The organism is Candidatus Albibeggiatoa sp. nov. BB20 (assembly GCA_016744725.1).
In the GTDB taxonomy this organism is placed as follows: domain Bacteria; phylum Pseudomonadota; class Gammaproteobacteria; order Beggiatoales; family Beggiatoaceae; genus Albibeggiatoa.
The window spans coordinates 1-20,327 of record JADGDW010000077.1; the positions used below are offsets into that span (position 1 = coordinate 1).

Annotated in this window: 13 protein-coding genes; 7 read left to right on the plus strand and 6 right to left on the minus strand. The window is 37.8% G+C overall.

All coding sequences use genetic code 11. The features are described 5' to 3' along the window. The coding region (locus ABXH34_RS10040; RefSeq protein ID WP_353571745.1) for a leucine-rich repeat domain-containing protein at positions 1-2,954 on the minus strand (2,954 nt) is incomplete at its 3' end. An 864-nt stretch (positions 2,955-3,818) separates the two neighbouring features. Here ABXH34_RS10040 and ABXH34_RS10045 point away from each other — a divergent pair. The 3 genes from ABXH34_RS10045 to ABXH34_RS10055 all read left to right on the plus strand — a co-directional run bounded on the left by ABXH34_RS10045 (position 3,819) and on the right by ABXH34_RS10055 (position 6,508). Next, positions 3,819-4,703, plus strand: a complete 885-nt coding sequence (locus ABXH34_RS10045; RefSeq protein ID WP_353571746.1) for a hypothetical protein — start codon at positions 3,819-3,821, stop codon at positions 4,701-4,703. A gap of 165 nt (positions 4,704-4,868) precedes the next feature. Further along, the gene (locus tag ABXH34_RS10050) at positions 4,869-5,945 is read left to right on the plus strand and encodes an efflux RND transporter periplasmic adaptor subunit (protein WP_353571747.1); all 1,077 of its coding nucleotides are present in this window, start codon (positions 4,869-4,871) and stop codon (positions 5,943-5,945) included. A gap of 17 nt (positions 5,946-5,962) precedes the next feature. After that, positions 5,963-6,508 carry a cob(I)yrinic acid a,c-diamide adenosyltransferase gene (locus ABXH34_RS10055; protein WP_353571748.1) on the plus strand — a complete coding sequence of 182 codons (546 nt, stop codon included), beginning with the start codon at positions 5,963-5,965 and terminating at the stop codon, positions 6,506-6,508. Between the two features lie 181 nt (positions 6,509-6,689). Here the strand turns inward: ABXH34_RS10055 and ABXH34_RS10060 are convergent, their stop codons facing one another. Genes ABXH34_RS10060 through ABXH34_RS10070 form a run of 3 tightly spaced genes read right to left on the minus strand, consistent with a single transcriptional unit; the run spans position 6,690 to position 8,853 of the window. Then, positions 6,690-7,445 carry an MOSC domain-containing protein gene (locus tag ABXH34_RS10060; RefSeq protein WP_353571749.1) on the minus strand — a complete coding sequence of 252 codons (756 nt, stop codon included), beginning with the start codon at positions 7,443-7,445 and terminating at the stop codon, positions 6,690-6,692. 51 nt (positions 7,446-7,496) lie between these two features. Further along, entirely contained in the window at positions 7,497-7,769 is a 273-nt protein-coding gene (locus ABXH34_RS10065) for a heavy-metal-associated domain-containing protein (protein WP_353571750.1), read from the minus strand. A 10-nt stretch (positions 7,770-7,779) separates the two neighbouring features. Beyond that, entirely contained in the window at positions 7,780-8,853 is a 1,074-nt protein-coding gene (locus ABXH34_RS10070; RefSeq protein ID WP_353571751.1) for a glucokinase, read from the minus strand. Between the two features lie 632 nt (positions 8,854-9,485). Between ABXH34_RS10070 and ABXH34_RS10075 the strand changes: the two genes are divergently transcribed. Beyond that, positions 9,486-11,015: a 2-isopropylmalate synthase gene (locus ABXH34_RS10075; RefSeq protein ID WP_353571752.1), complete on the plus strand. Its 1,530-nt coding sequence runs from the start codon at positions 9,486-9,488 to the stop codon at positions 11,013-11,015. A 573-nt stretch (positions 11,016-11,588) separates the two neighbouring features. After that, complete coding sequence (locus ABXH34_RS10080) at positions 11,589-14,504, plus strand: DUF349 domain-containing protein (RefSeq protein ID WP_353571753.1); 2,916 nt, start codon at positions 11,589-11,591, stop codon at positions 14,502-14,504. Positions 14,505-14,782: 278 nt separating this feature from the next. Here ABXH34_RS10080 and ABXH34_RS10085 read toward each other — a convergent pair whose 3' ends face one another. Further along, positions 14,783-16,576: an AMP-dependent synthetase/ligase gene (locus ABXH34_RS10085; protein WP_353571754.1), complete on the minus strand. Its 1,794-nt coding sequence runs from the start codon at positions 16,574-16,576 to the stop codon at positions 14,783-14,785. Between the two features lie 386 nt (positions 16,577-16,962). Between ABXH34_RS10085 and ABXH34_RS10090 the strand changes: the two genes are divergently transcribed. Further along, on the plus strand, positions 16,963-17,790 hold the full coding sequence (locus tag ABXH34_RS10090) for a ParB N-terminal domain-containing protein (protein ID WP_353571755.1): 828 nt from the start codon (positions 16,963-16,965) through the stop codon (positions 17,788-17,790). A 236-nt stretch (positions 17,791-18,026) separates the two neighbouring features. Here the strand turns inward: ABXH34_RS10090 and pdxR are convergent, their stop codons facing one another. Next, positions 18,027-19,475, minus strand: a complete 1,449-nt coding sequence (gene pdxR / locus ABXH34_RS10095) for a MocR-like pyridoxine biosynthesis transcription factor PdxR (protein ID WP_353571756.1) — start codon at positions 19,473-19,475, stop codon at positions 18,027-18,029. A gap of 99 nt (positions 19,476-19,574) precedes the next feature. On the opposite strand from pdxR, the gene ABXH34_RS10100 reads away from it, so the two are divergent. Next, positions 19,575-20,165, plus strand: a complete 591-nt coding sequence (locus tag ABXH34_RS10100; protein WP_353571757.1) for a pyridoxamine 5'-phosphate oxidase family protein — start codon at positions 19,575-19,577, stop codon at positions 20,163-20,165. Positions 20,166-20,327 lie beyond the last annotated feature (162 nt).

Below are 20,327 nucleotides of genomic sequence, written 5' to 3' on the forward strand. Positions count from 1 at the left end.
CTAGGGTGTAAGCTTAACTCAGCAGGAATTTCTCCACTTAATTGATTATCTGATAAAACAAGTTGACCTAAGCTAGAAAAATTCTTTGGTTCGACAGGAATTTCACCAGTTAACTGATTCTCATTTAAGTAAAGATAAATTAAATTAGAAAGATTTCCTAGTTCTATGGGAATTTCACCATTTAGCTGATTTTTTTGTAAATAAAGGTGGGTTAAGTTAGATAAGCTGCCTAATTCAGCAGGTATTTTTCCGCTTAATTGATTATCGTATAGTGCCAGCTTAACTAGGTTAGATAAGTTGCCTAATTCAGCAGGTATTTTTCCACTTAATTGATTATAAGTTAAATGAAGCTCAATTAAATTAGAAAGATTTCCTAACTCACTAGGAATCGTATCAGTGAATTTGTTTGTAGTTAAATAAAGAAATTCTAAGTTAAGGAGGTTTTCTAGCTCTGTAGGAATTGTTCCAATTAAATTGTTTCCAGATAGATTGAGTATTTGCAAACTAGAAAGATTTCCCAATTCAGCAGGAATATTACCATCTAACTCATTATTATTTAAATAAAGCTCAGTTAAATTAGAAAGATTTCCTAGCTCACTAGGAATGATTCCAGTTAAACCGTTTCTACTTAAATTGAGTATTTGTAAATTAGAAAAATTACCTAATTCAGGGATTTCACCTGTTAATGTATTTATTTGCAATTGAAGCTGTAGTAAATTGGTAAGATTACTTAATTCAGCAGGAATTTTCCCCACTAATAGATTATTTGCTAATTCAAGGTGAGTTAAATTAGAAAAATTACCTAGTTTAGCAGAATAGATAGAGCCTCTTAACTGATTAGAAGATAGCCTAATCCCAGTGACTCTATTGTTCTCACAATCTACACCAAACCAACTACAAGGTATATTGGTCTGTTTCCAATCTGTATTATCAATCCAATAATTATCGCCGCCAGTGTAATCATAAAGTGCAACTAATGCTTCACACTCTGATTGTGGGATTTCTGTGACGTTTGTGCAGCTAAATTCTGTGGGTTTGGTTTCGTTGTAATAGGTTTGGATTTCTTCAGGTGATAAAGCACGGTTGTGAATCATGAGTTCATCCATGCTACCCAATAAAACTTCAGTGTTATCAAAGCATCCACCAAGACAATCTTGATCGCCTCCAATAACAAGATAATCAATAAGTAGGTCTGTAGGTGATGAGGAAACATCATAAGAGCTATAAAGCTCACCATTTACATATAAATTAAGATTATTTCCTTGGCGACTATAAACAATAAAATTCCATTTTTGGTTAACTAAATCAAAACCAGTCTTGTCGGCATAAGCAAGCCCATGAAAGGCATCATTATCTTGATTATTTATCCAAAAAAAGTTAAATAAATTGTCATCTGCAGCATTAGCTCCACCAATAAACATATTAATATAGGCTGCTTTATCTAATTTAACCCAAAAAGCAGTCGAAAAATCATTTTGTAACTCTATTCTTTTATCTATTCCAATATAATCACCCGCTTTACTTAAATTTACTGCTTGCCCGACAACACCATTTATATAAGTTGGACTGCCAAGCTCTGTACCATGCAAACTATTAACACTGCCATCATTAGCATTGTTTTCAAATGAATAGTAAGCGGTTAAGCCCTCACATAAATTGTCTGACAGTTGAATCTCGCTATTACAGCCTGTCACTGGTGCTGCACCCGTGGTAAATGAGCGTACTTCTGACCAATAACTGGGATTGACACTTGAGCGGACTTTCCAGTAATAAGTTGTATTGGGTTTTAAATTGAATGCGGTATAGCGTTGTGGGTTTGCAGTTAAAATATCCTGTGTAATACAGTTGGCTGTATCTGTGCAATACATACCATCGCCACCAGAATAAATATCCACAAAATTAGAAAAATCTAACTTGGTACTTAATGTAATACGATGTGCAGTTGCTGCGGTATTTGGATTCCATGTTAAATCATAACCCGATACTGGAATATCTATTGCGCCATTGGCAGGGCTGGTGAGTTGGATGGCGGGGTTACCACAAAGCGGCAGTGCTTCAACTTCAGCAAAACCAGCATAATCAACATTGAATCCTTTGCATAAACCTTCATTGTTATGAATGTCTATAGCTTTAAACTCAGGTAAATTTTTAAAAAAAGATGGAATTTCACCAGTTAACTTATTATTTTCTAAATTCATTGTTTTTAAACTAGTAAGAGAAGATAAAGTTGACGGAATTTGCCCACTAAATTGATTATAGCCTGATTGAAAGTATTGTAAGTTTATGAGGTTACCTAAAGATATTGGAATTTCACCACTGAGCTGGTTTTTTTCTAATACAACGTCTCGCAAATTAATCAAATTACCTAAAGTTGACGGAATTTTTCCCGTTAATTTATTCCAACCCAATATCAAGCTTGTTAAATTTGAAAGGTTTCCTAATGATGATGGAATTTCTCCCCCTAATTGGTTGTAATACAAATTAAGATAATAAAGATTCTCAAGATTACCTAAAGACACTGGAATATTACCTGTGAGTTGATTTTCTTCCAAAGTCAGGGTTTTTAAATTTGAAAGATTCCCTAAAGACTCTGGAATTTCTCCTATTAGCATGGGATTTCGAGATATTTTAAGGTGTTGTAAATTAGATAATTTATCTAATGAATCTGGAAGAACGCCTTTTAATTTATTAAAGCTTAATATAATATTTGTAACTGTATTACCACCTCCATAACATTTTATCCCAAACCAGCCGCAAGGCGTATCGGTTTGTTTCCAAGCTGTATTATCAGTCCAATTATCACCATCCGTACTATCATAAAGTTCAACCAATGCCTCACACTCAGACACAGGAATTTCCGTCACATCCTGACAACTGAATGCAAACCCACTCACTGGTAAACTCAGCAATAGTAAAAAATATAAATACCTAAAAAAAAGTCGTTGTGCGGTCATGGTCAAACTCTCCTTTTTAAAACATCGTACACTTGAAAAAATGTAGGTTTATTGCCAACCTATCGACATAGATTTAAAAACAACATATCTATTAACTATATAGACAGACATACAATACCCACTTTTATAACTCTATAATTGATATTTACTGATAAGAACGAACTTGATTTTAACGAATGATAAATTATCAAAATCTAATTATTTAACCCAATTGTTTTGTATGAAATTTTGAAACATAGTTTTCATCACCCAAAATCAAGCTAAAAAATAAACAATATATTTGTATGTCATTAATATTTAAAGATAATACTTATAATTGCAGTATTTACCTAAAATGATAATACACTTGGAATAATAACATTTTTTATTGACTTGTGCATAGTAGAAATAAAAAGATAGGATAGAGTTTAAAATACAGAAATATCAACCAAATAGACATAGAAAAACACTAGGGCTATCGTATAAATTCACAAAACAGGAGCGTAGATTTATTCTTTATAAATTGCATTTAATTTTAGATTCAAACCAAAACAAATGAACATCTCTATAAAAATAACATTATCAGAACATATAAAAAAATTCATTAACAAAATAGCTGCTTTTTAATTTTACGGCCTAGATATTGCCATTAAGCAAATAAAGCATATTGAGTAAATTGATATAAACGAAAATGAGATGCAAAGTCAGGTATAAATAACTGCAAAACTATTTGATGAATCTAAATGGATAATGTAGGTTTATTTGTCAGTAAATATAAATAACCACACTTTTTTAGCAGTATTTTGAATAACTCAAATCGACTATTTCCCTTTTCAAATATCGGCGATATACTTTCTCCTAAGCAGTTTAAAAAGGAACTATATTATGGTGCGCATACTCACCTATTTCAGCTTACTTGTTGTCACCCTATTCTTGTCATCTTGTGCCGCTATCCACGACGATCGGCATGACGAACCTGAATACCGTCAAGGCTACCCGCGTAGTTATCCACGCAATGAGTATCCAAGAGATAATTACCCGCGCGATTACCCTTATGAAAATCGCCGCTCTCGTGATTATGATCGTGGCTATGATGACCGTGATTACAGAAACCGTTCTGGCACTTATGACAGCCGCAGAGAACGTAGCGAGGTCGATAAACCCAGACAGCCAGCACCCAGAACCAAACCCTATAGCAACAGCCATGAAAAAGAACGCTATGAATCACGGAATTCAAACCGTAATAAACCCTATAGCCATTCAACTCCCAATAATAATACAAGCCGTAGCAATACAAACCGTCCTTACAGCCAACCTGCTCCTAGAGTACATTCACGCAACTCAGGCTCTGACAGCCGTTATGAACGTTCAGAAGTTGATAAGCCGCGCACCAATAACTCAAGACCGAACAATCGCTATGGCACAAGCTCAAATAGCTCAAACAATGGCAGAAATAACGCACGCTCCTATGACACCCGCTCAGAACGCAGTGAAGTACAAACACCAAGAAATGCCCAACCTGTAAGACAGCCTGCTGTACGTCAGCCTGCATCGAGAAATACTCAACCTGTTGTGCGCCAGCCTGCACCAAGAAACTCATCACCAACACGCCAACCTGAGCCGCCACGAAACAATCCACCTGTTAATCGTAATACAAGCAACAGCGACCGCCGTGACTATACGCCTCCTTCAAGCAATAACTCATCTCGCTCATCTTCATCCAGTTCCAATGATTCAGGATATCATGACTCTCGTGGGGAAAGACGATAGTTTAGTAATGATTAATCCAGCTCACTTTTTATACAAATAACAGACTTTATTAGCTTTAAGCATGATAAAACGGCTATTTATGACTGTATTTAAAGTGAGTTGTTATTGCTACTGTATTGTTACGATATAATAGAAATAATATATTCATCACTAAGCATTATAAAAATGTTAAAAATTCCAACCCCTCCTCCTTATATAATCGCCTTACTTATCGCAAGTGCCTTGGTTCTATGGCTATTATCAGGACAGACCAAAGAAACCATAACACCTGTTCAAATTTCAAGCTCGAAGCCCATAATAAAACAGCCTCTGAAAGTACAAGTTAAAGTCCTCAAAGCTGAACCCTTACAACGCAAAATCACATTAACGGGGCGTACTGCGCCTTATCGAATGACAACATTGCGAGCGGAAATTGATGCAAGAGTGGTTGCTATCAATACAGAACGTGGAAAGCGAGTAAAAAAAGGAACGTTATTATTACGATTGGCCACTGATGAACGACAATTACTGGTAAAAGAAGCCCAAGCCAATTTAAAACAGCATCAGATAAATTATAAAGCCATGAAAAATTTGTCTAAAAAAGGCTATCAATCTGAAGTGAAAATTGCTGAAGTGTTTGCATTGCTAGAAAATGCACGAACCGTGCTGAAGCGTGCTGAATTAGATTTACAACACACTAAAATTTATGCCCCTTTTGAAAGCATATTGATTGAACGCCATGTTGAAATAGGCGACTATGTGACGGCAGGTATGCCCATTGCTGAAGTGATGGATGAAGACCCATTTTTAATTATTGCAGACATCAGCGAATTACAACGCCCTTATGTAAAACTTGGTCAAGCTGTCACAGCTCAATTAGTCACAGGGCAAATGATACGCGGTAAGGTGAGTTTAATTAGTCACCAAGCCAATAAAGCCACACGCACTTTCAGTATTGAAATAGAAGTAGCTAATCCCAAACGGATATTGTCCGCAGGTATTACCACAGGCATTGAAATTCCCATAGAAAATATCATGGCACATAAAGTCTCTGCATCACTCCTGTCTTTAAATGATGATGGCGTATTAGGCATCAAAGCTGTGGATGAACAAAATCAGGTGGTTTTTTACCCTATCAAATTGGCACAATCATCTAGTGAAGGTATTTGGTTGCGTGATTTGCCTGAAACGTTACATTTTATTGCGGTTGGACAAGGCTTTGTACGTGAAGGGGATATTGTCGAACCAATTTTAACTGAATAATGAATAAAGGTTGAACAATGAGCAGTATTACAACTAAACGTGGTGATGAGGGGATTACATCGCTGATTGGGTTGCGAGTATCCAAATCTGATGCGCGTATCGAGGCGTGTGGAGCTATCGATGAACTGGGTGCACATTTGGGCTATGCCAGAGCATTATGCCAATCAACTGAATTTAATCAGCTTACAAAAGATATTCAAATTGAGCTATATACATTAGGCAGTATCATTGCGACGATACCTGATAAAGAAACCAAACGTAAAATGACACCTGAAATGGTTGATAGATTAAATCAGACTGCGCACCGTTTAGAGCAACGAGAAGATGTATTTTCAGGCTGGGCAGTGTCTGGAGATGAACTGACAGCAGCGGCTTATGATGTAGCACGGACAACCTGCCGCCGAGCAGAAAGACAAGTTGTTTATTTAAAAGAGCAGGAGTTATTAACTGAGCCTTTAGTGTTAATTTATTTAAACCGTTTGTCTGATTTATTGTGGTTAATCGCGCGTTGGATTGAGTTAGATGCAGATGTTAACTCGAAACTTGCGCCTTTTAGCGATTAAGAGCATAGATATAGTCATTTTATTTTAAGATGATACGGGACTGGCAGTCCTAGATTTTAAAAATATTTGATATTTAAAGCATTTCAGAACTGCCAATCCTCACACCCAAGTCACACCCAAGATAGAATGAACTATAGGACTGTCAGTCTTTGAAAGGCTTACAGTCCTAAACAATCACTACTTATAAAACCGTAAATTCATCACCGATTTTCAAACAACCATCTTGAATCACTTGCACATAAAGACCTAAATTATTGTGTCCATAGGTTTTGACCAATGCGCTTGGAATGTTTAAATCGCGTTGCGCGGTCTCAGGATTGACATTGGTTGCGGCACAACGCGAAGTGGGTTTTAATACATGAACAATTGCCGTACCTAACCCAAAGCTTTTATCTACCCAATCTAATTCAGCCCACGCAGGCACATCATCAAAATACACATTTGCCCGAAACCGCATAGGGTGAACAGGGATTTGTAACGTGGCTTCTAAATCTCGTAGCGTCGCCAAATTAATACAAGAAATTGCCCGTGCATCAACATCAGAAAAGCTGTGATCGGGATCATTAGCGTAAATTAATTTCGGCGCACCTTGAATTTCACCGTCAAGATAATCCGCAAAAAATGCTTCTAAAGCTTGTACATCTTCATCTAAATCACCTTCAATTAGCACTTTACCAGCTTGCTGGATGATAATTTGTCCCGTTTTCTCATCAAACTGCACCTGTAATGCTGCCAATTTTGCATTCTTCATCAACATCAAATATTTGGTTTTATGCTGATGTTTTGGCTTGTCAGGATCAAACTCAGTTGTACCATGCGCCAACGCCACACAACGGTCAAAAGGAATTGCTTGTCCTGTTTGTACCGATGTCATTTGTAATGGCTCGGGAGTCATTCCTTTGATAGGATAACGGTATAATTGCTTAATAACTGGCATAGTTGATACTCACTTTATAAGTTTTGATAAGCCCATTATCCATGCTAAAAATTATTTGTCGATTCGACCTACAGCACAACTGACAAATGAGGTGGCTTTTGCTTTCAGCGCATGTAAACCTTCCACACTGCCTTTCTCAGGATAACCCATTGATAAAAGCGATTTAATTAATGCTTCACGATCGGCTGAACCCTCAATATTGACCGCGCCTTGTTCAATATCAACTTCAACGGCTTCAACGCCATCAATTTTTAATAAACCTTTTTGAATGCTGTTTGCACAACCACCGCATTTAATATTTTCTACGTTAATTTGTTCAGACATGTTTTAATCCTCAATTGTTATTACTTATCGTACACTGTGCCGCGCCCAATAAACCAATATCGGTATTTAAAATCATTTTCACAGGCATCATGGCATTTTTCTCAGCGTACACATCTTCCTTATTAGTAAAGCTTTGCATAAATACATCAAAAAACGCGTTGCCTTGGTCTTGATTCCAAATTTTCGGCGCGATACCACCACCGATAAAAACACCATTCACCGCCCAATATTTCAACGCTAAATTACCCGCTTCAGCACCATACAATTGCATGAATAAAGTCAAAGCATCGACACTAATAGCATCCTTATTGGATAACGCAGTATCGGTGATATAGGCTGCAGCTTCTGCTAATTTGTCAATTGGAGACGCATTTGAACCGTGTTGAGCGTGCCATAAAAACTGGTATATTTTGACAAGACCTGATCCAGATACCAAACGCTCCCATACAATACAATTTGGGCAATCAGCGTCCAGTTGCAAGTCTCTGACATATTGCCAAAGTTGCCATTGTTGTTCTGTGCGCGGGGCAAAATCGCTGTGACCGCCTTCCGAGGCTGAAGGTAAATGAGCTTGACGGACTCTATCCCAATACAGCAACAATTCACCTAAACCCGTACCCGCTGCAATTAACGCTTGATTACCAATTTGTGGGTTGGCCTTAGGATTCAAATCAATCAATTCATCCGCTTGCAACATCGGAATCGCATACGCAATTGCTTCCATATCATTGATAATAAAAGCTCGATTGGGTTGGCAGTCAAACATTTCACCTAAAGCAAATTCAGAAATCGTCCAACCTTCACGATGACTGACATTGATTAAAGTACAAACTCGACCTAATTTCAGCTTTTCGCTAATAGGCCCAGCCATGCCTAAGCAGACTTGCTGAATCACCCGTTTAGACTGCTTAATTTTACAGTGTTGCAGAAAGGTTTGAATTGCATGTTTCCAGCCATCTTGATGGGCAAAATCCGCAATTTTCAATTTCAACACATAGCTTGGCGTTCGTTGAGTCACCGCAGTTGCAGTTTCATACAAGGCTAAACGGCAATTTGTACCACCAATATCACCCGCTAGAATCATGAGCTTATTCCTAGTATTACTTTTCCGTATTATACTGATATTAAACCAAAGCCAGCTATAGTCAATTCTATCTTAAGTGCGAGGACTGGCAGTCCTGAAATACTTTAAATATTAAATAGTTTTAAAATCTAGGACTGCCAGTCCTGTATCACTTTAAAATAAAATGACTATAGTACTAGTTTAGCTGTTTTTGGGTTAATTCAATCTCACAGCATCATAGCTAAATCTGATCCAATCCAAACATGAACATCATATTATTTTCAATAATACTGCATTTTCTGCATAAAAAGAGCTTGGCAAAACCTAAAAACCAGTTTATTATCAACTTATCTTTTAGTTAAAAATTAATACCTATCATTATGTACGCCGCAAATCCCATGACAACTCGTCAAGCTAATGTCTACACTAGACAGGGATTATTATGTGCGCTGATCCTGCTGCCCTGCGCGGGCAAATAAATTTTTGAAACCCTGAAAGGGGTCATTCATACTCGATTTTAGATTTCCACTTTTTTTTATCAACAAACATATTCAGTTTAGGCTTTGCCAAATCGTGCAGCATTGCGTCTTGCATCTAAGGTTTAGGGCTTTAAGCTTTTCTATGTGTTTGATTTTATAGCAAAGGATTTTCCCATGGATAAATTAATTATTTTTGATACCACCTTGCGTGATGGCGAACAAAGCCCCGGTGCATCAATGACCAAAGAAGAAAAAATCAGAATCGCCAAAGCCTTGGAAAAGATGCGGGTAGATGTGATTGAAGCAGGTTTTCCAATGGCCAGCCAAGGTGATTTTGAAGCGGTTCAGGCCGTCGCCAATATCATAAAAGACAGTACAGTATGTGGTTTGGCTCGCGCGATGGAAGCCGATATTGCCCGCGCTGCTGAAGCCTTAAAGCCTGCAAAATCTTCACGAATTCATACTTTTATTGCGACTTCTCCAATCCACATGGAAATGAAGTTAAAAATGCAGCCAGAGCAAGTGATTGAACATGCGGTTAAAGCAGTAAAATACGCGCGTCAATTTACGGATAATGTTGAATTTTCACCAGAAGATGCGGGGCGTTCCGATATAGATTTCTTATGTCGGATTATCGAAGCGGTTATTAATGCAGGTGCAGGCACAATTAACATCCCAGATACCGTAGGTTATAAAATGCCTGATCGGTTTGGCAAAGTGATTAGTACCTTAATTGAACGGATTCCAAATGCGGATAAAGCCGTTTTCTCGGTGCATTGTCACAATGACTTAGGTTTAGCGGTGGCCAATTCTTTATCAGCGGTGATGAATGGCGCGAGACAAGTTGAGTGCACCATTAATGGCTTAGGCGAACGTGCAGGTAATGCGGCATTAGAAGAAGTGGTGATGGCGGTGCGGACACGTCAAGATGTATTCCCATGTCAAACCAATATTGATACCACTCAAATTGTCAATTGTTCGCGTTTGGTTTCAAGTGTGACAGGCTTTCCAGTACAGCCTAATAAGGCGATTGTGGGTGCGAATGCGTTTGCACATGAATCAGGTATTCATCAAGATGGGGTGTTAAAGCATCCTCAAACTTATGAAATTATGCAGGCTGAAGATGTGGGCTGGCATACCAATCGGATGGTGTTGGGCAAACATTCAGGGCGCAATGCGTTTCGTGCTCATTTAAGCAGCATAGGCATTGAGTTTAAATCTGAAGAAGAAGTTAATTTAGCCTTTTCTCGATTCAAAGACTTAGCGGACAAAAAACATGAAATCTATGACGAAGATTTACAAGCCTTAGTCAGCGACACCTTGAGTACAGAGAATGAGCAAATTACATTGGTCAGCATGAAAGCAAGTAGCGAAACGGGTGAAAGACCTCAGGCCAAAATCACTTTAAATGTCAATGGTGTAGAAAAAGTGGGCGAGTCTGACGGTAGTGGGCCTGTTGATGCAACCTTCAAAGCCATTGAGCAAGTTATGAGCAGCCACACTAATTTATTGGTTTATTCAGTGAGTAATGTGACCAATGGTACAGACTCACAAGGTGAAGTTGGTGTGCGTTTGGAAAAAGGTGGGCATATTGTCAATGGACAGGGTTCTGATACTGATATTGTGGTGGCTTCCGCTAAAGCCTATTTGAATGCCTTAAACAAAATCATCACACCGATTGAACGTAAACACCCTCAAGTGTGATTAAAAATAAGCTAATCTGAATATATTGTTCATTTATTTTATACAGTTAGAACAATAGTTGATTTTTCTGGTGGCGATACCCTATCGTCACCTCATCCCAACAAAATATATTTATATCTCAGCTTATTTACAGTTTCTACAGAAATCAGATTTTTGTAAAATTATTAAGGAAATTAATTTTTAACCTATTGAATTAAAATGAATTTAAAAACAGTATTCGCTAAAATTATGTGATTAAATACAGAGACGAAGATAAGCCTTATATCTACTAATAGCGATGATATACAGATTATCAAAACCCGCAATACTTCAGACTGATTAACCAGTTACACATCAAAAAGCCACTTTCAGCCTATATTAATCACGAATTTAAACCCGTGACGATTTGACACAAATGGGTGTACATCAGGGTTGATTTTACCTAGAAAAAAATGTACAGCTTGGTATAATGATGAGTTCATGTCTAATCAATAAATCTCACGGTAAAACTTAAGGATACGTTATACATTAATCATTTCTGCAACACCACCGTAACCGTAATTGCCACTGTCACCACCAGCTAAAAGAACCAATATGATTTTAGATAAACTTGTCAAAGCCAAATGGGAAAACCGCGACCCAGAAGTGCGGAAGTCAGCAATAGATGATATTGAAGATGTCAAACTCATCAAAGAACTGGCGTTAAATGATGAAGCTGCCATTGTACGGCAGGCTGCTATCCGTAGAGTGACTGATTTATCCTTATTGGATACAGTGATTCGACGCGAACAAGAGGAGGATGTGGTCAAGGATACCGCAACTCAATTGTTTAGACAGCTTGTTACAGGACAAAAAGCATCGTCTTATGATTTAGATGAGCGTATACAATGGGTAGCAAAACTGGATGGCGACCGTTTAGATGCAATTGCAACCCACGGCAAAGAATCAGAATTACGTTTAGCTGCTGTTATAAAAATTGAACGTGAAGGGTTATTAGGTGATATTGCTATCAATGATGAAGTTCGTGATGTCCGTTTAAAAGCAGCTGAAAAACTGACTCAGAGATCGACTTTAGAACGGGTTTACAAAGCGGCTCGTAGCAAAGATAAGCAAGTAACTCGCATCGCAAAAGACAAGCTAGACACAATGATTGAAGCTGAAGAACGTCCAGCTAAAGTACGTGCTGAATCTGATGCGATTTGCACAAAATTGGAAGTATTTGGTCGTAATAACAATACGATTACCTCTTGGGAACAAGAACATGCTGAATATTTACGTTTAAAAGAACGTTGGAACTCAATTGCACAGCACGTAGAAACGGATTGCAGCGAACGTTATAACAAAGCAGAACAAAGCTTTACTTCCGCTTATGCTGAATATGAACAGCAAAAAGCTGAATTACAAAAACGAGAAGCTGAATTAGCTCCTGTTCGTGATTTGAAACAACAAGTTTGTGATAAATTAGACCAAATCTTAGCGGATTTAGAAAAACGTGAATTAATTGAAGATGAAGAGAGTGAAAAGCTGTCTCAAACCATTAATGAGCTACAGCAACAATGGCAAGCAGGTACGGCTGTAGACGATGCCAAAGAAGAACAACAATGGCAAACCCGTTACCAAACCACATTTAAATCTGTCACCCAACATTTAAAAACCCTTCAAGGTCATTACCGTTTAGCTTGCAAACTCGAAACAATCTGTAGTGAAGGTGATAAATTACTCAGCGAAGATGCCTCATTACGCGGCCGTCATATTAAGACTTTGCAAGAACGTTGGGGTGAAATAGACTTTCCTGATGCAGATTTAAAATTTGTTAATGATTCAAAAGCCCGTTTTGCTGAACTAACTGACTCTATTGATGCCCACCGTCAAGAACAAGATAAACAACGCGAACAAGTTGTTGAAACTCTAAAAGATCACTTGCAAGAAGCTGAAAAATATCTTGAATCAGGTGAATTGCACAAAGCCATGCCTTATGAACATGATGCACGGACTTTGTTTGCTGAGATTAAAGGCCTCTCTTCTAAGCGTTATAAATCATTAGAAAAACGGGTTCAGGATATTACCACCAAAATCCGCGAATTACATAATTGGGAAAAATGGGGCGATAACCTTGAACGAGAACGTTTATGTGAAGAAATCGAGCATTTAATTGAAAATCCTGACGATAATCCAGAAGAAACCGCACGAATTATCCGCGACGCTCAAAAAACGTGGAAAGGTTTAGGCACAAAAGGTCATTCACAAACTTTGTGGGAACGCTTTAACAAAGCCTGTAATGAAGCGTATAAACCATGCAAAAGCTATTTTGAAGATCAAGCCCAGCAGCGTCATCAGCATTTTGAAGATAAACAAGTGATTTGTGCTGAATTGGAAGCCTTTAGTGAAACCATTGATTGGGAACAGCCCGATTGGAAAGAAATTCATCACCAAGTCCGCGAATTTGAAAAACGCTGGCGCAGTGTAGGTCCAACTGACCGTAAGCAGAAAAAACCATTACAAACCCGTTTTGATGCAGCGATGCAGCCAATAGATAAACGCTTAGATGCTGAACGTAAAGCTAATCTACAATTCCGTGAAATCTTAACAGAAAAAGTAATTAAAGCTTTAGATGTTAGTGATTTACATGATGCAATTGAAGATGTGAAAAAGTTACAAGCGCAATGGCATGTGACTGTTCCTGGTTCGCGTAAAGATGAACGTAATTTATGGAAAACCTTCCGCAAAGAATGTGATGTGGTTTTTGATCGTCGCAAACAGAAGCAAGAAGAACGTCAACAAGAACGCCAAAATCATTTAAATCAGAAAAAAGCAGTGTGTGAGCAAATTGAAGCTCTAAGCCAATTATCTGGCGATGAATTGAAAGCCGCTCCGTCAACATTACGTGATTTAAAATCCCAATGGCGAGCGGCAGGCGAAGTGCCGAAAAAAGCCTTGGAAAGCATTGAACGTCGTTATCAACGTGCTTTGGAACAATTTGATAGACAATGTCAATCTGAGCGAGCAAGCGAACTTCATGCACAGCTTGAATACTTGCATCAACGCGCGAAATTATGTGCGAGTTTAGAACATTTAGCCGAAGTTTCAGAAGAGGCGGTCGAGACTGCTAAATCTGATTGGGAAGCAATACCTGAATTATTGGATAAGAAAGCCACTAAAAATATTACTCGTCGGTTTGACAAAGCTTGCAAAATGGCAACAACAGGCAAGTTTAATTATTCTGATGAATCTTTAGCTAAACGTAAAGAATTGTGTATTCGCCTTGAGATTTTATCAGGTGTAGATTCTCCTGCCGAAGAAGCCAAAGCACGTATGGCATATCAAGTGGCACGCTTATCTGAAGCCATGCAAGGTGGTTATTCTGAACCTAAAGACAAAGTTGCTGAAGCACAAGATATTGAGCAAAACTTTTATTTAGCAGGTGCGGTATCTGGCGAACAAGCCAGCGAATTAAACCAACGATTTTTAACTGCGCGTGATGCGTTTTATCAAGCAGGAAGTTCTTCATAATTGATGTCGTTTTATTCTAAGATGATACAGGACTGGCAGTCCTTGGTTTTAAAAATAATTGATATTTAAAGTTTTATAGGACTGCCAGTCCTAACACCCAAAACGAAATTGACTATAAAACCTGATAGAAACTTAATTATCTGTCAGGTTTTTACTTTTTCAACGTGTTAAAAGCGATTGATATTTAAAATTTTATAGGACTGCCAGTCCTAACATACAAACCGAAATTGACTATATTGCAACAACATTCCCCCATTCCAAAATGAAACAATCCTGTTCTAAAACCCGCTATACATGTCCTCAATCTCATTGGCAAACTGTTCAACAACCTTATTGCGTTTCAACTTCAAAGTCGGGGTTAATAAATTATTATCCAATGTCCAAGGCTGCAATGACAAAGTGACCCGCCGAATTTGAGCATAACCGGGAAAATCTTTAATTTGAGTTGCCACCCGTTTTAATATCAATTTTTTAACTGCCTTATCATTCAAACCCGTCTCACCAACATCAACTTGTAATTGCTGGGCTAAGGCTTCCCACTGCTCAACATTTAAAACCGCAATAATACTTAAAAATGCTTTTCCTTCTCCTACAATCATCACTTGCTCAAACAAAGTATCGCGCAAAATGTGCATTTCCATATCCGCAGGTGGCACTTTCTCCCCATTCCCCAACACAATAATATCCTTAATCCGTCCCACAATATACAAATGCCCTGCTTCATCGATTCGAGCTTTATCACCTGTATGTAACCAACCATCCTTATCAATCACCTGCGCTGTGGCCTCAGGATTTTTCCAATATCCCAGCATCACGCAATGACTACGGGCTAACAACTCTTCTTGCTCACCTAATTGCACCTCAACCTCAGGTAATGCCAAACCAATACTCGCAGGCACATTACTATGAGGACGATTAACCGCAATCACGGGGCTATGCTCGGTCAAACCATATCCTTGTAATAATGGCAATCCTAAACCGACAAAGGTTTTTCCCACATCAGCCGACAAGGCTGCACCACCACAAATCGCTAAATGCAATCGTCCCCCTAATTTTTCCAACACTTTCTTGCTGACCAAACGATACAAAATCGGATAGATCAAAAATTGTGGCTTCCAACTTGTACGACCTTGCTTATACTCAAAATATTGCCAGCCAATTTCAACTGCCTGATTAAATAAAGTTCTTTTTAACCAAGAAGCCTTATTCATTTGATTGTTGATTTTACTCAGCACTTGCTCATAAATACGCGGTACAGAAATCAGAATCGTGGGTTTAATATTCTGTAAATCAACGGCCAATTGCGGAATTGAACGTGCATACGCAACAGTTGCGCCCAAAACAATTGGTAAATAATAACCCGCAGAACGTTCCAAAGTATGAGATAAAGGCAAAAATGATAAAAATAGCTCACCCGCACGAAAATTGGTACAACTTGGCACAACTTGCATATTCCGCAACATATTCCGATGACTGAGCATCACACCTTTTGGTTTGCCTGTTGTTCCCGATGTATACACGATTGAAGCCAAATCATCTAAACCATTGTCCTCAATTTGCAACTCAAACTCACCTTGAGGCAACCAATCTTGTAAATTAATTAATTTATCATGCTTTTCACCTATATTCTCAATACAAACAATCGCTTCTAAACTCTCAATTTGAGAAATGTGCGGTTTAAGCATTTCCCATTGCTTATGGTCTTCAATAACAAATAATTTCACTTCAGCATGCTGTAAAATATAGGCGACATTATCGGGACGATCATCAAAATACAATGGAACAGTCACCAAACCACAACCCAATGCTGCTTGGTCAAATGCAATCCAATTGGGGCTATTGCGCAACATCACGGCAACTTGGGTTTTTTTATCTAAATGTTGCTGTTGAAAAGCGGCCTGCCATCGTGCGACTTTCTGCGCCATTTGCTGCCAAGTTAAATCTTCCCAAGTTTTTATACTTTTAGCAAAATAACGGTATGCAATAGCCTGTGGTGAACGCTTAACTCGCTCCCGAAATAATGCGGCTAAACTTGAAATCTGATCAGAAACAATGAAGTCGTCGTGATTCATTTCTTATCCATCCATGTTGTCGTTGATTAGCAAGCAAACACAATCATTTTTATTGTGTAATGAAGGAGATATAGTTTGCTCTAATGTAATAATCAAGGTGATTTCAAATAAATACAGCTCTACTTCAAATATTAATTTCAGCTCGGTTTGTAATAAAATAATTTAACTGAGTCAAACTCTCTGAAATCCCAAATTTTTATAACTATTAAATAAGAATATGAACCCTTGATTTTTTGCAAATCTATTATAGGCAATATTTTATTGCATTCAGCACAAAACCATAATAATACTGTCTGTTTTAAATTGTGTTTTTAAATCGAAAATTCCCCTTGAGATGTTTATAATGCTAATTGTATTTTGGTAGAGCGGCAACGTAGGACTTAATAATGCAGAAAATAATCCAACTCCCTTTACAACAGATTCAATCTAATTTAGAGCGGGAAGATTTTTCAGAAGAGTGGCTAGAAGAAGTTGCTCAGACCATACTTGATGCGGGTACTTTATTGACACCGTTGATTGTAGAACACATCGAAGGTAAGCAATATATTGTTTTAATTAAAGATTTAGAGTTTTTTGCTGCACTTAAAGCCAGTGAAATGGATGCAAGTTTTACAAAAATCAGTGCTTATGTTGTCGAATCAGAAATCGAACTGGATGCAGTTGAAGCACAATTGCAAACTTTAACGGGTGATGATGATGTTTCTAACCAAGACATGCTGGGTATATTAGAAGCTGTTTTAGAACAATTAGCTCAATTATCTGAATCTGAGGGCGGTGTTTCTAAAGCTGACATAGATACTTTAAAGAGTGAATTTAGCGTACATATTTTTTCACTGATGCAAGCCATTGAACTAAATGGCGGTCAATTTAATTCTTTGTTCGAGGTGCTTGGTGAAATTGACCATCAAGTTGAACAAACTTTGGCTAAAGTTTCAGCTCTAACAGGTACGGAAATAGTAGCTAAACCTACTGCTACCAGTACTAATTCGATCAATCCAATTGAAGATTTTATTCAAGCAGTTAATACCTTTCCTGCAGATGCCTTGGAACGTAAATTAAAGGTTTTGGGCGCAAATAAAGTCCTTATAGACAACCTTGTTGCAGCGAGAGAAGTTGAACAATTTATCCCTTTTTCAACGTTAGATGAATTGTTAGAAGTTAAAGGCGTAGGAAATAAGAGTTTATTGAAAATTGTCAGCCATTGGAATGCGTAGTTTGAATTCAAGGCTGTGCAATATTTTGTCGACCGATTTGCTCAATCTTTATAAAGATTGATATAAACAATATATTATTTTCCACAAGGAGTTTAGGCTTGTTGTGGAGAATAAAGTATGTGATTATTTTCTGTATCATAGACTTACCTATAGTCGTTTTATTCTAAGATGATACGGGATTGGCAATCCTTAGTTTTATAAGTCCCAATACCCAAAACGAAATTGACTATACATACCTATGTCACTTGTGTTAGATAGGCTCGAATCAGTTCTACGCATTTAACTCTCTGCTCAGCAGTTGTATTTGCAAAGCCTAGAACCAAACCTGTTTTTTCAGCTTGACCAATGTAATAACGTGATAAAGCGGATACATTAAAACCTTGTTTAAATAAATGTTGTTGTAATTTTGCATCGTCAATGTTCGGTATTTCAATGGCCAAGTGCATACCTGCGCTTTCTGCAATTGGTGTGGCCAAACCTGATAATTGTTCATGAATAAGCTTGTCTAAATGTAACCACTTCTCTTTATATAACTGCCGCATTTTACGCAAATGACGTATAAAATGACCTTCAATAATAAAATCAGCAATGATGGCTTGCATTAACAAAGGTGATTCCCCCGTCATAAAATTCTTGGCTTGGACAAAAACCACGACTAGCTGTTCAGGAACAACTAAATATCCAACTCGCAATGCAGGCAATAATGTTTTACTAAAGCTCCCTAAATAAATCACAGGATTGGGCTGCATCATGCCTTGTAATGCTGCAATTGGCTTATGATTGAAATAAAATTCGCTGTCATAATCATCTTCAATAATCCAAGTATGTTGTGAAGTTGCCCAATCAAGTAATTTAAGCCGTTGTCCTGCGGATAAAATGCCACCTAAGGGATATTGATGAGTGGGAGTGGTATAAAGTAATTTTGCGTTTTTTTTCAACTGTAATAAATAATCAATATCTAAACCCTGATTTTTCAGTGGGATCGCTGATATTTGAATATTTCGGCTTTGTAGGGCTTTTTTTGCTCCTAAATAACCAGGATTTTCTAAAAAAACCGTGTCACCTTCATCTAGTAAAATCAATGAACATAGTGAAATGGCTTGCTGTGCACCTTGGGTAATAATAATTTGATTTGGATGACAGCGAACCCCTCGTGCAAGGTGCAGATATTCAGCAATGGCTTGGCGTAATGGTTTAAAACCTTGATTGCCACTATAACCCATTAACGCAGTACGATCTTGATGACAACGTTGGATTTGCCGCCAAACTTTAATCGGGAACGCGTTTAAATCGGGAATACCTAATGTAAACGGCAGCGTCTCTCGCACATCTAAAAAAGGCTCTTTTTGTAGCGATTGAGCAAATTGTGAAATTGTTGGTAATGTATATTGAGTTTCATATTGCTCAGTTTCAATAGGCAAACTACCCATGGGTAATTCATCTGCAATATAAGTCCCTTTGCTGGGATATGTTTCGATAAATCCTTCTGATTTTAGCTGCTCAAATACCAAACAAATCGTATTACGGCTTACACCTAAATCATGTGCCAATTGCCGAGATGAAGGCAGCTTAGTATTTGCAGCCAGTCGCCCTGAACAAATCCAATCCACTAATTGCTGATGCAGTTGTGTTTGTAAATGTTGTTTTGGATTCAATTGGATGGCATGTAAATCGGGTATTTCCATAAACTGGCACTATTAAATGATAAAAATTGGCTCTTATCATCATACCAATCAAGATGGAAAATAATAGCATTGATTTCCAAAGTGATAGGAATATTTGTTATGAGTACTGAGACTACTTTAAATAGCAGTGATAAAAGCCGTGTTAAAAGAGGTGCAAAAAGAGCCAGCTATGAAAAACGGGCTATTTTCTCATTGGTCGATGATTTAAAAACCGCACATATTGGCTTTGTCAGTGAAGGTCGGGCGATTGTGATACCGATTACCTTATGGCGTGTTGAAGAGCAGCTTTATTTTCATGTTGCTAATAAAAGTCGTTTACAAAAATTATTAGAAGCAGGAGAAGAAATTTGTGTTTCACTCGCAGAAACTACAGAGTGGGTTATGTCTAAATCGGCTTATCACCATAGTGTTAATTACCGTTCAGCGGTCTTGTATTGCACGGGTGAAAGAGTCATTGATCCAGTAGAATTTGATAGGGCATTTGAAGTAATTATTAACCAACTTGAGCCAGAACGTTGGACACATATTAGGCCACCCAATATACAAGAAAGAAAAATGACTGCTTTAATGAAGTTAACCATTGAAGAAGGTGCATTTAAATCCAGAACAGGTGATCCTGTGGAAGAGGCTAATGATATGCAATTACCTGTTTGGCATGGCACAAAGCCCGTTTGTCCTTATCATGTATAAAAAGCTAAAATGAGCAAGTGTGAATGTCGGTCAAATTTCTTTATTTGTAACTATCTAATTAGAAAAAAGAGATCAAAACAACTTGTAATAACGCATCACGCTGTCATCCAACAGGGCACACCAACGTCCACAAATATCAAGACGCTGGTGCGTCTATTAGTC

Bases quoted from the DNA above. Each gene is read 5' to 3' on its own strand.
- ABXH34_RS10045 (WP_353571746.1), top strand. From the start codon at position 3,819: ATGGTGCGCATACTCACCTATTTCAGCTTACTTGTTGTCACCCTATTC.
- ABXH34_RS10050 (WP_353571747.1), top strand. From the start codon at position 4,869: ATGTTAAAAATTCCAACCCCTCCTCCTTATATAATCGCCTTACTTATC.
- ABXH34_RS10055 (WP_353571748.1), top strand. From the start codon at position 5,963: ATGAGCAGTATTACAACTAAACGTGGTGATGAGGGGATTACATCGCTG.
- ABXH34_RS10060 (WP_353571749.1), bottom strand. From the start codon at position 7,445: ATGCCAGTTATTAAGCAATTATACCGTTATCCTATCAAAGGAATGACT.
- ABXH34_RS10065 (WP_353571750.1), bottom strand. From the start codon at position 7,769: ATGTCTGAACAAATTAACGTAGAAAATATTAAATGCGGTGGTTGTGCA.
- ABXH34_RS10070 (WP_353571751.1), bottom strand. From the start codon at position 8,853: ATGATTCTAGCGGGTGATATTGGTGGTACAAATTGCCGTTTAGCCTTG.
- ABXH34_RS10075 (WP_353571752.1), top strand. From the start codon at position 9,486: ATGGATAAATTAATTATTTTTGATACCACCTTGCGTGATGGCGAACAA.
- ABXH34_RS10080 (WP_353571753.1), top strand. From the start codon at position 11,589: ATGATTTTAGATAAACTTGTCAAAGCCAAATGGGAAAACCGCGACCCA.
- ABXH34_RS10085 (WP_353571754.1), bottom strand. From the start codon at position 16,576: ATGAATCACGACGACTTCATTGTTTCTGATCAGATTTCAAGTTTAGCC.
- ABXH34_RS10090 (WP_353571755.1), top strand. From the start codon at position 16,963: ATGCAGAAAATAATCCAACTCCCTTTACAACAGATTCAATCTAATTTA.
- pdxR (WP_353571756.1), bottom strand. From the start codon at position 19,475: ATGGAAATACCCGATTTACATGCCATCCAATTGAATCCAAAACAACAT.
- ABXH34_RS10100 (WP_353571757.1), top strand. From the start codon at position 19,575: ATGAGTACTGAGACTACTTTAAATAGCAGTGATAAAAGCCGTGTTAAA.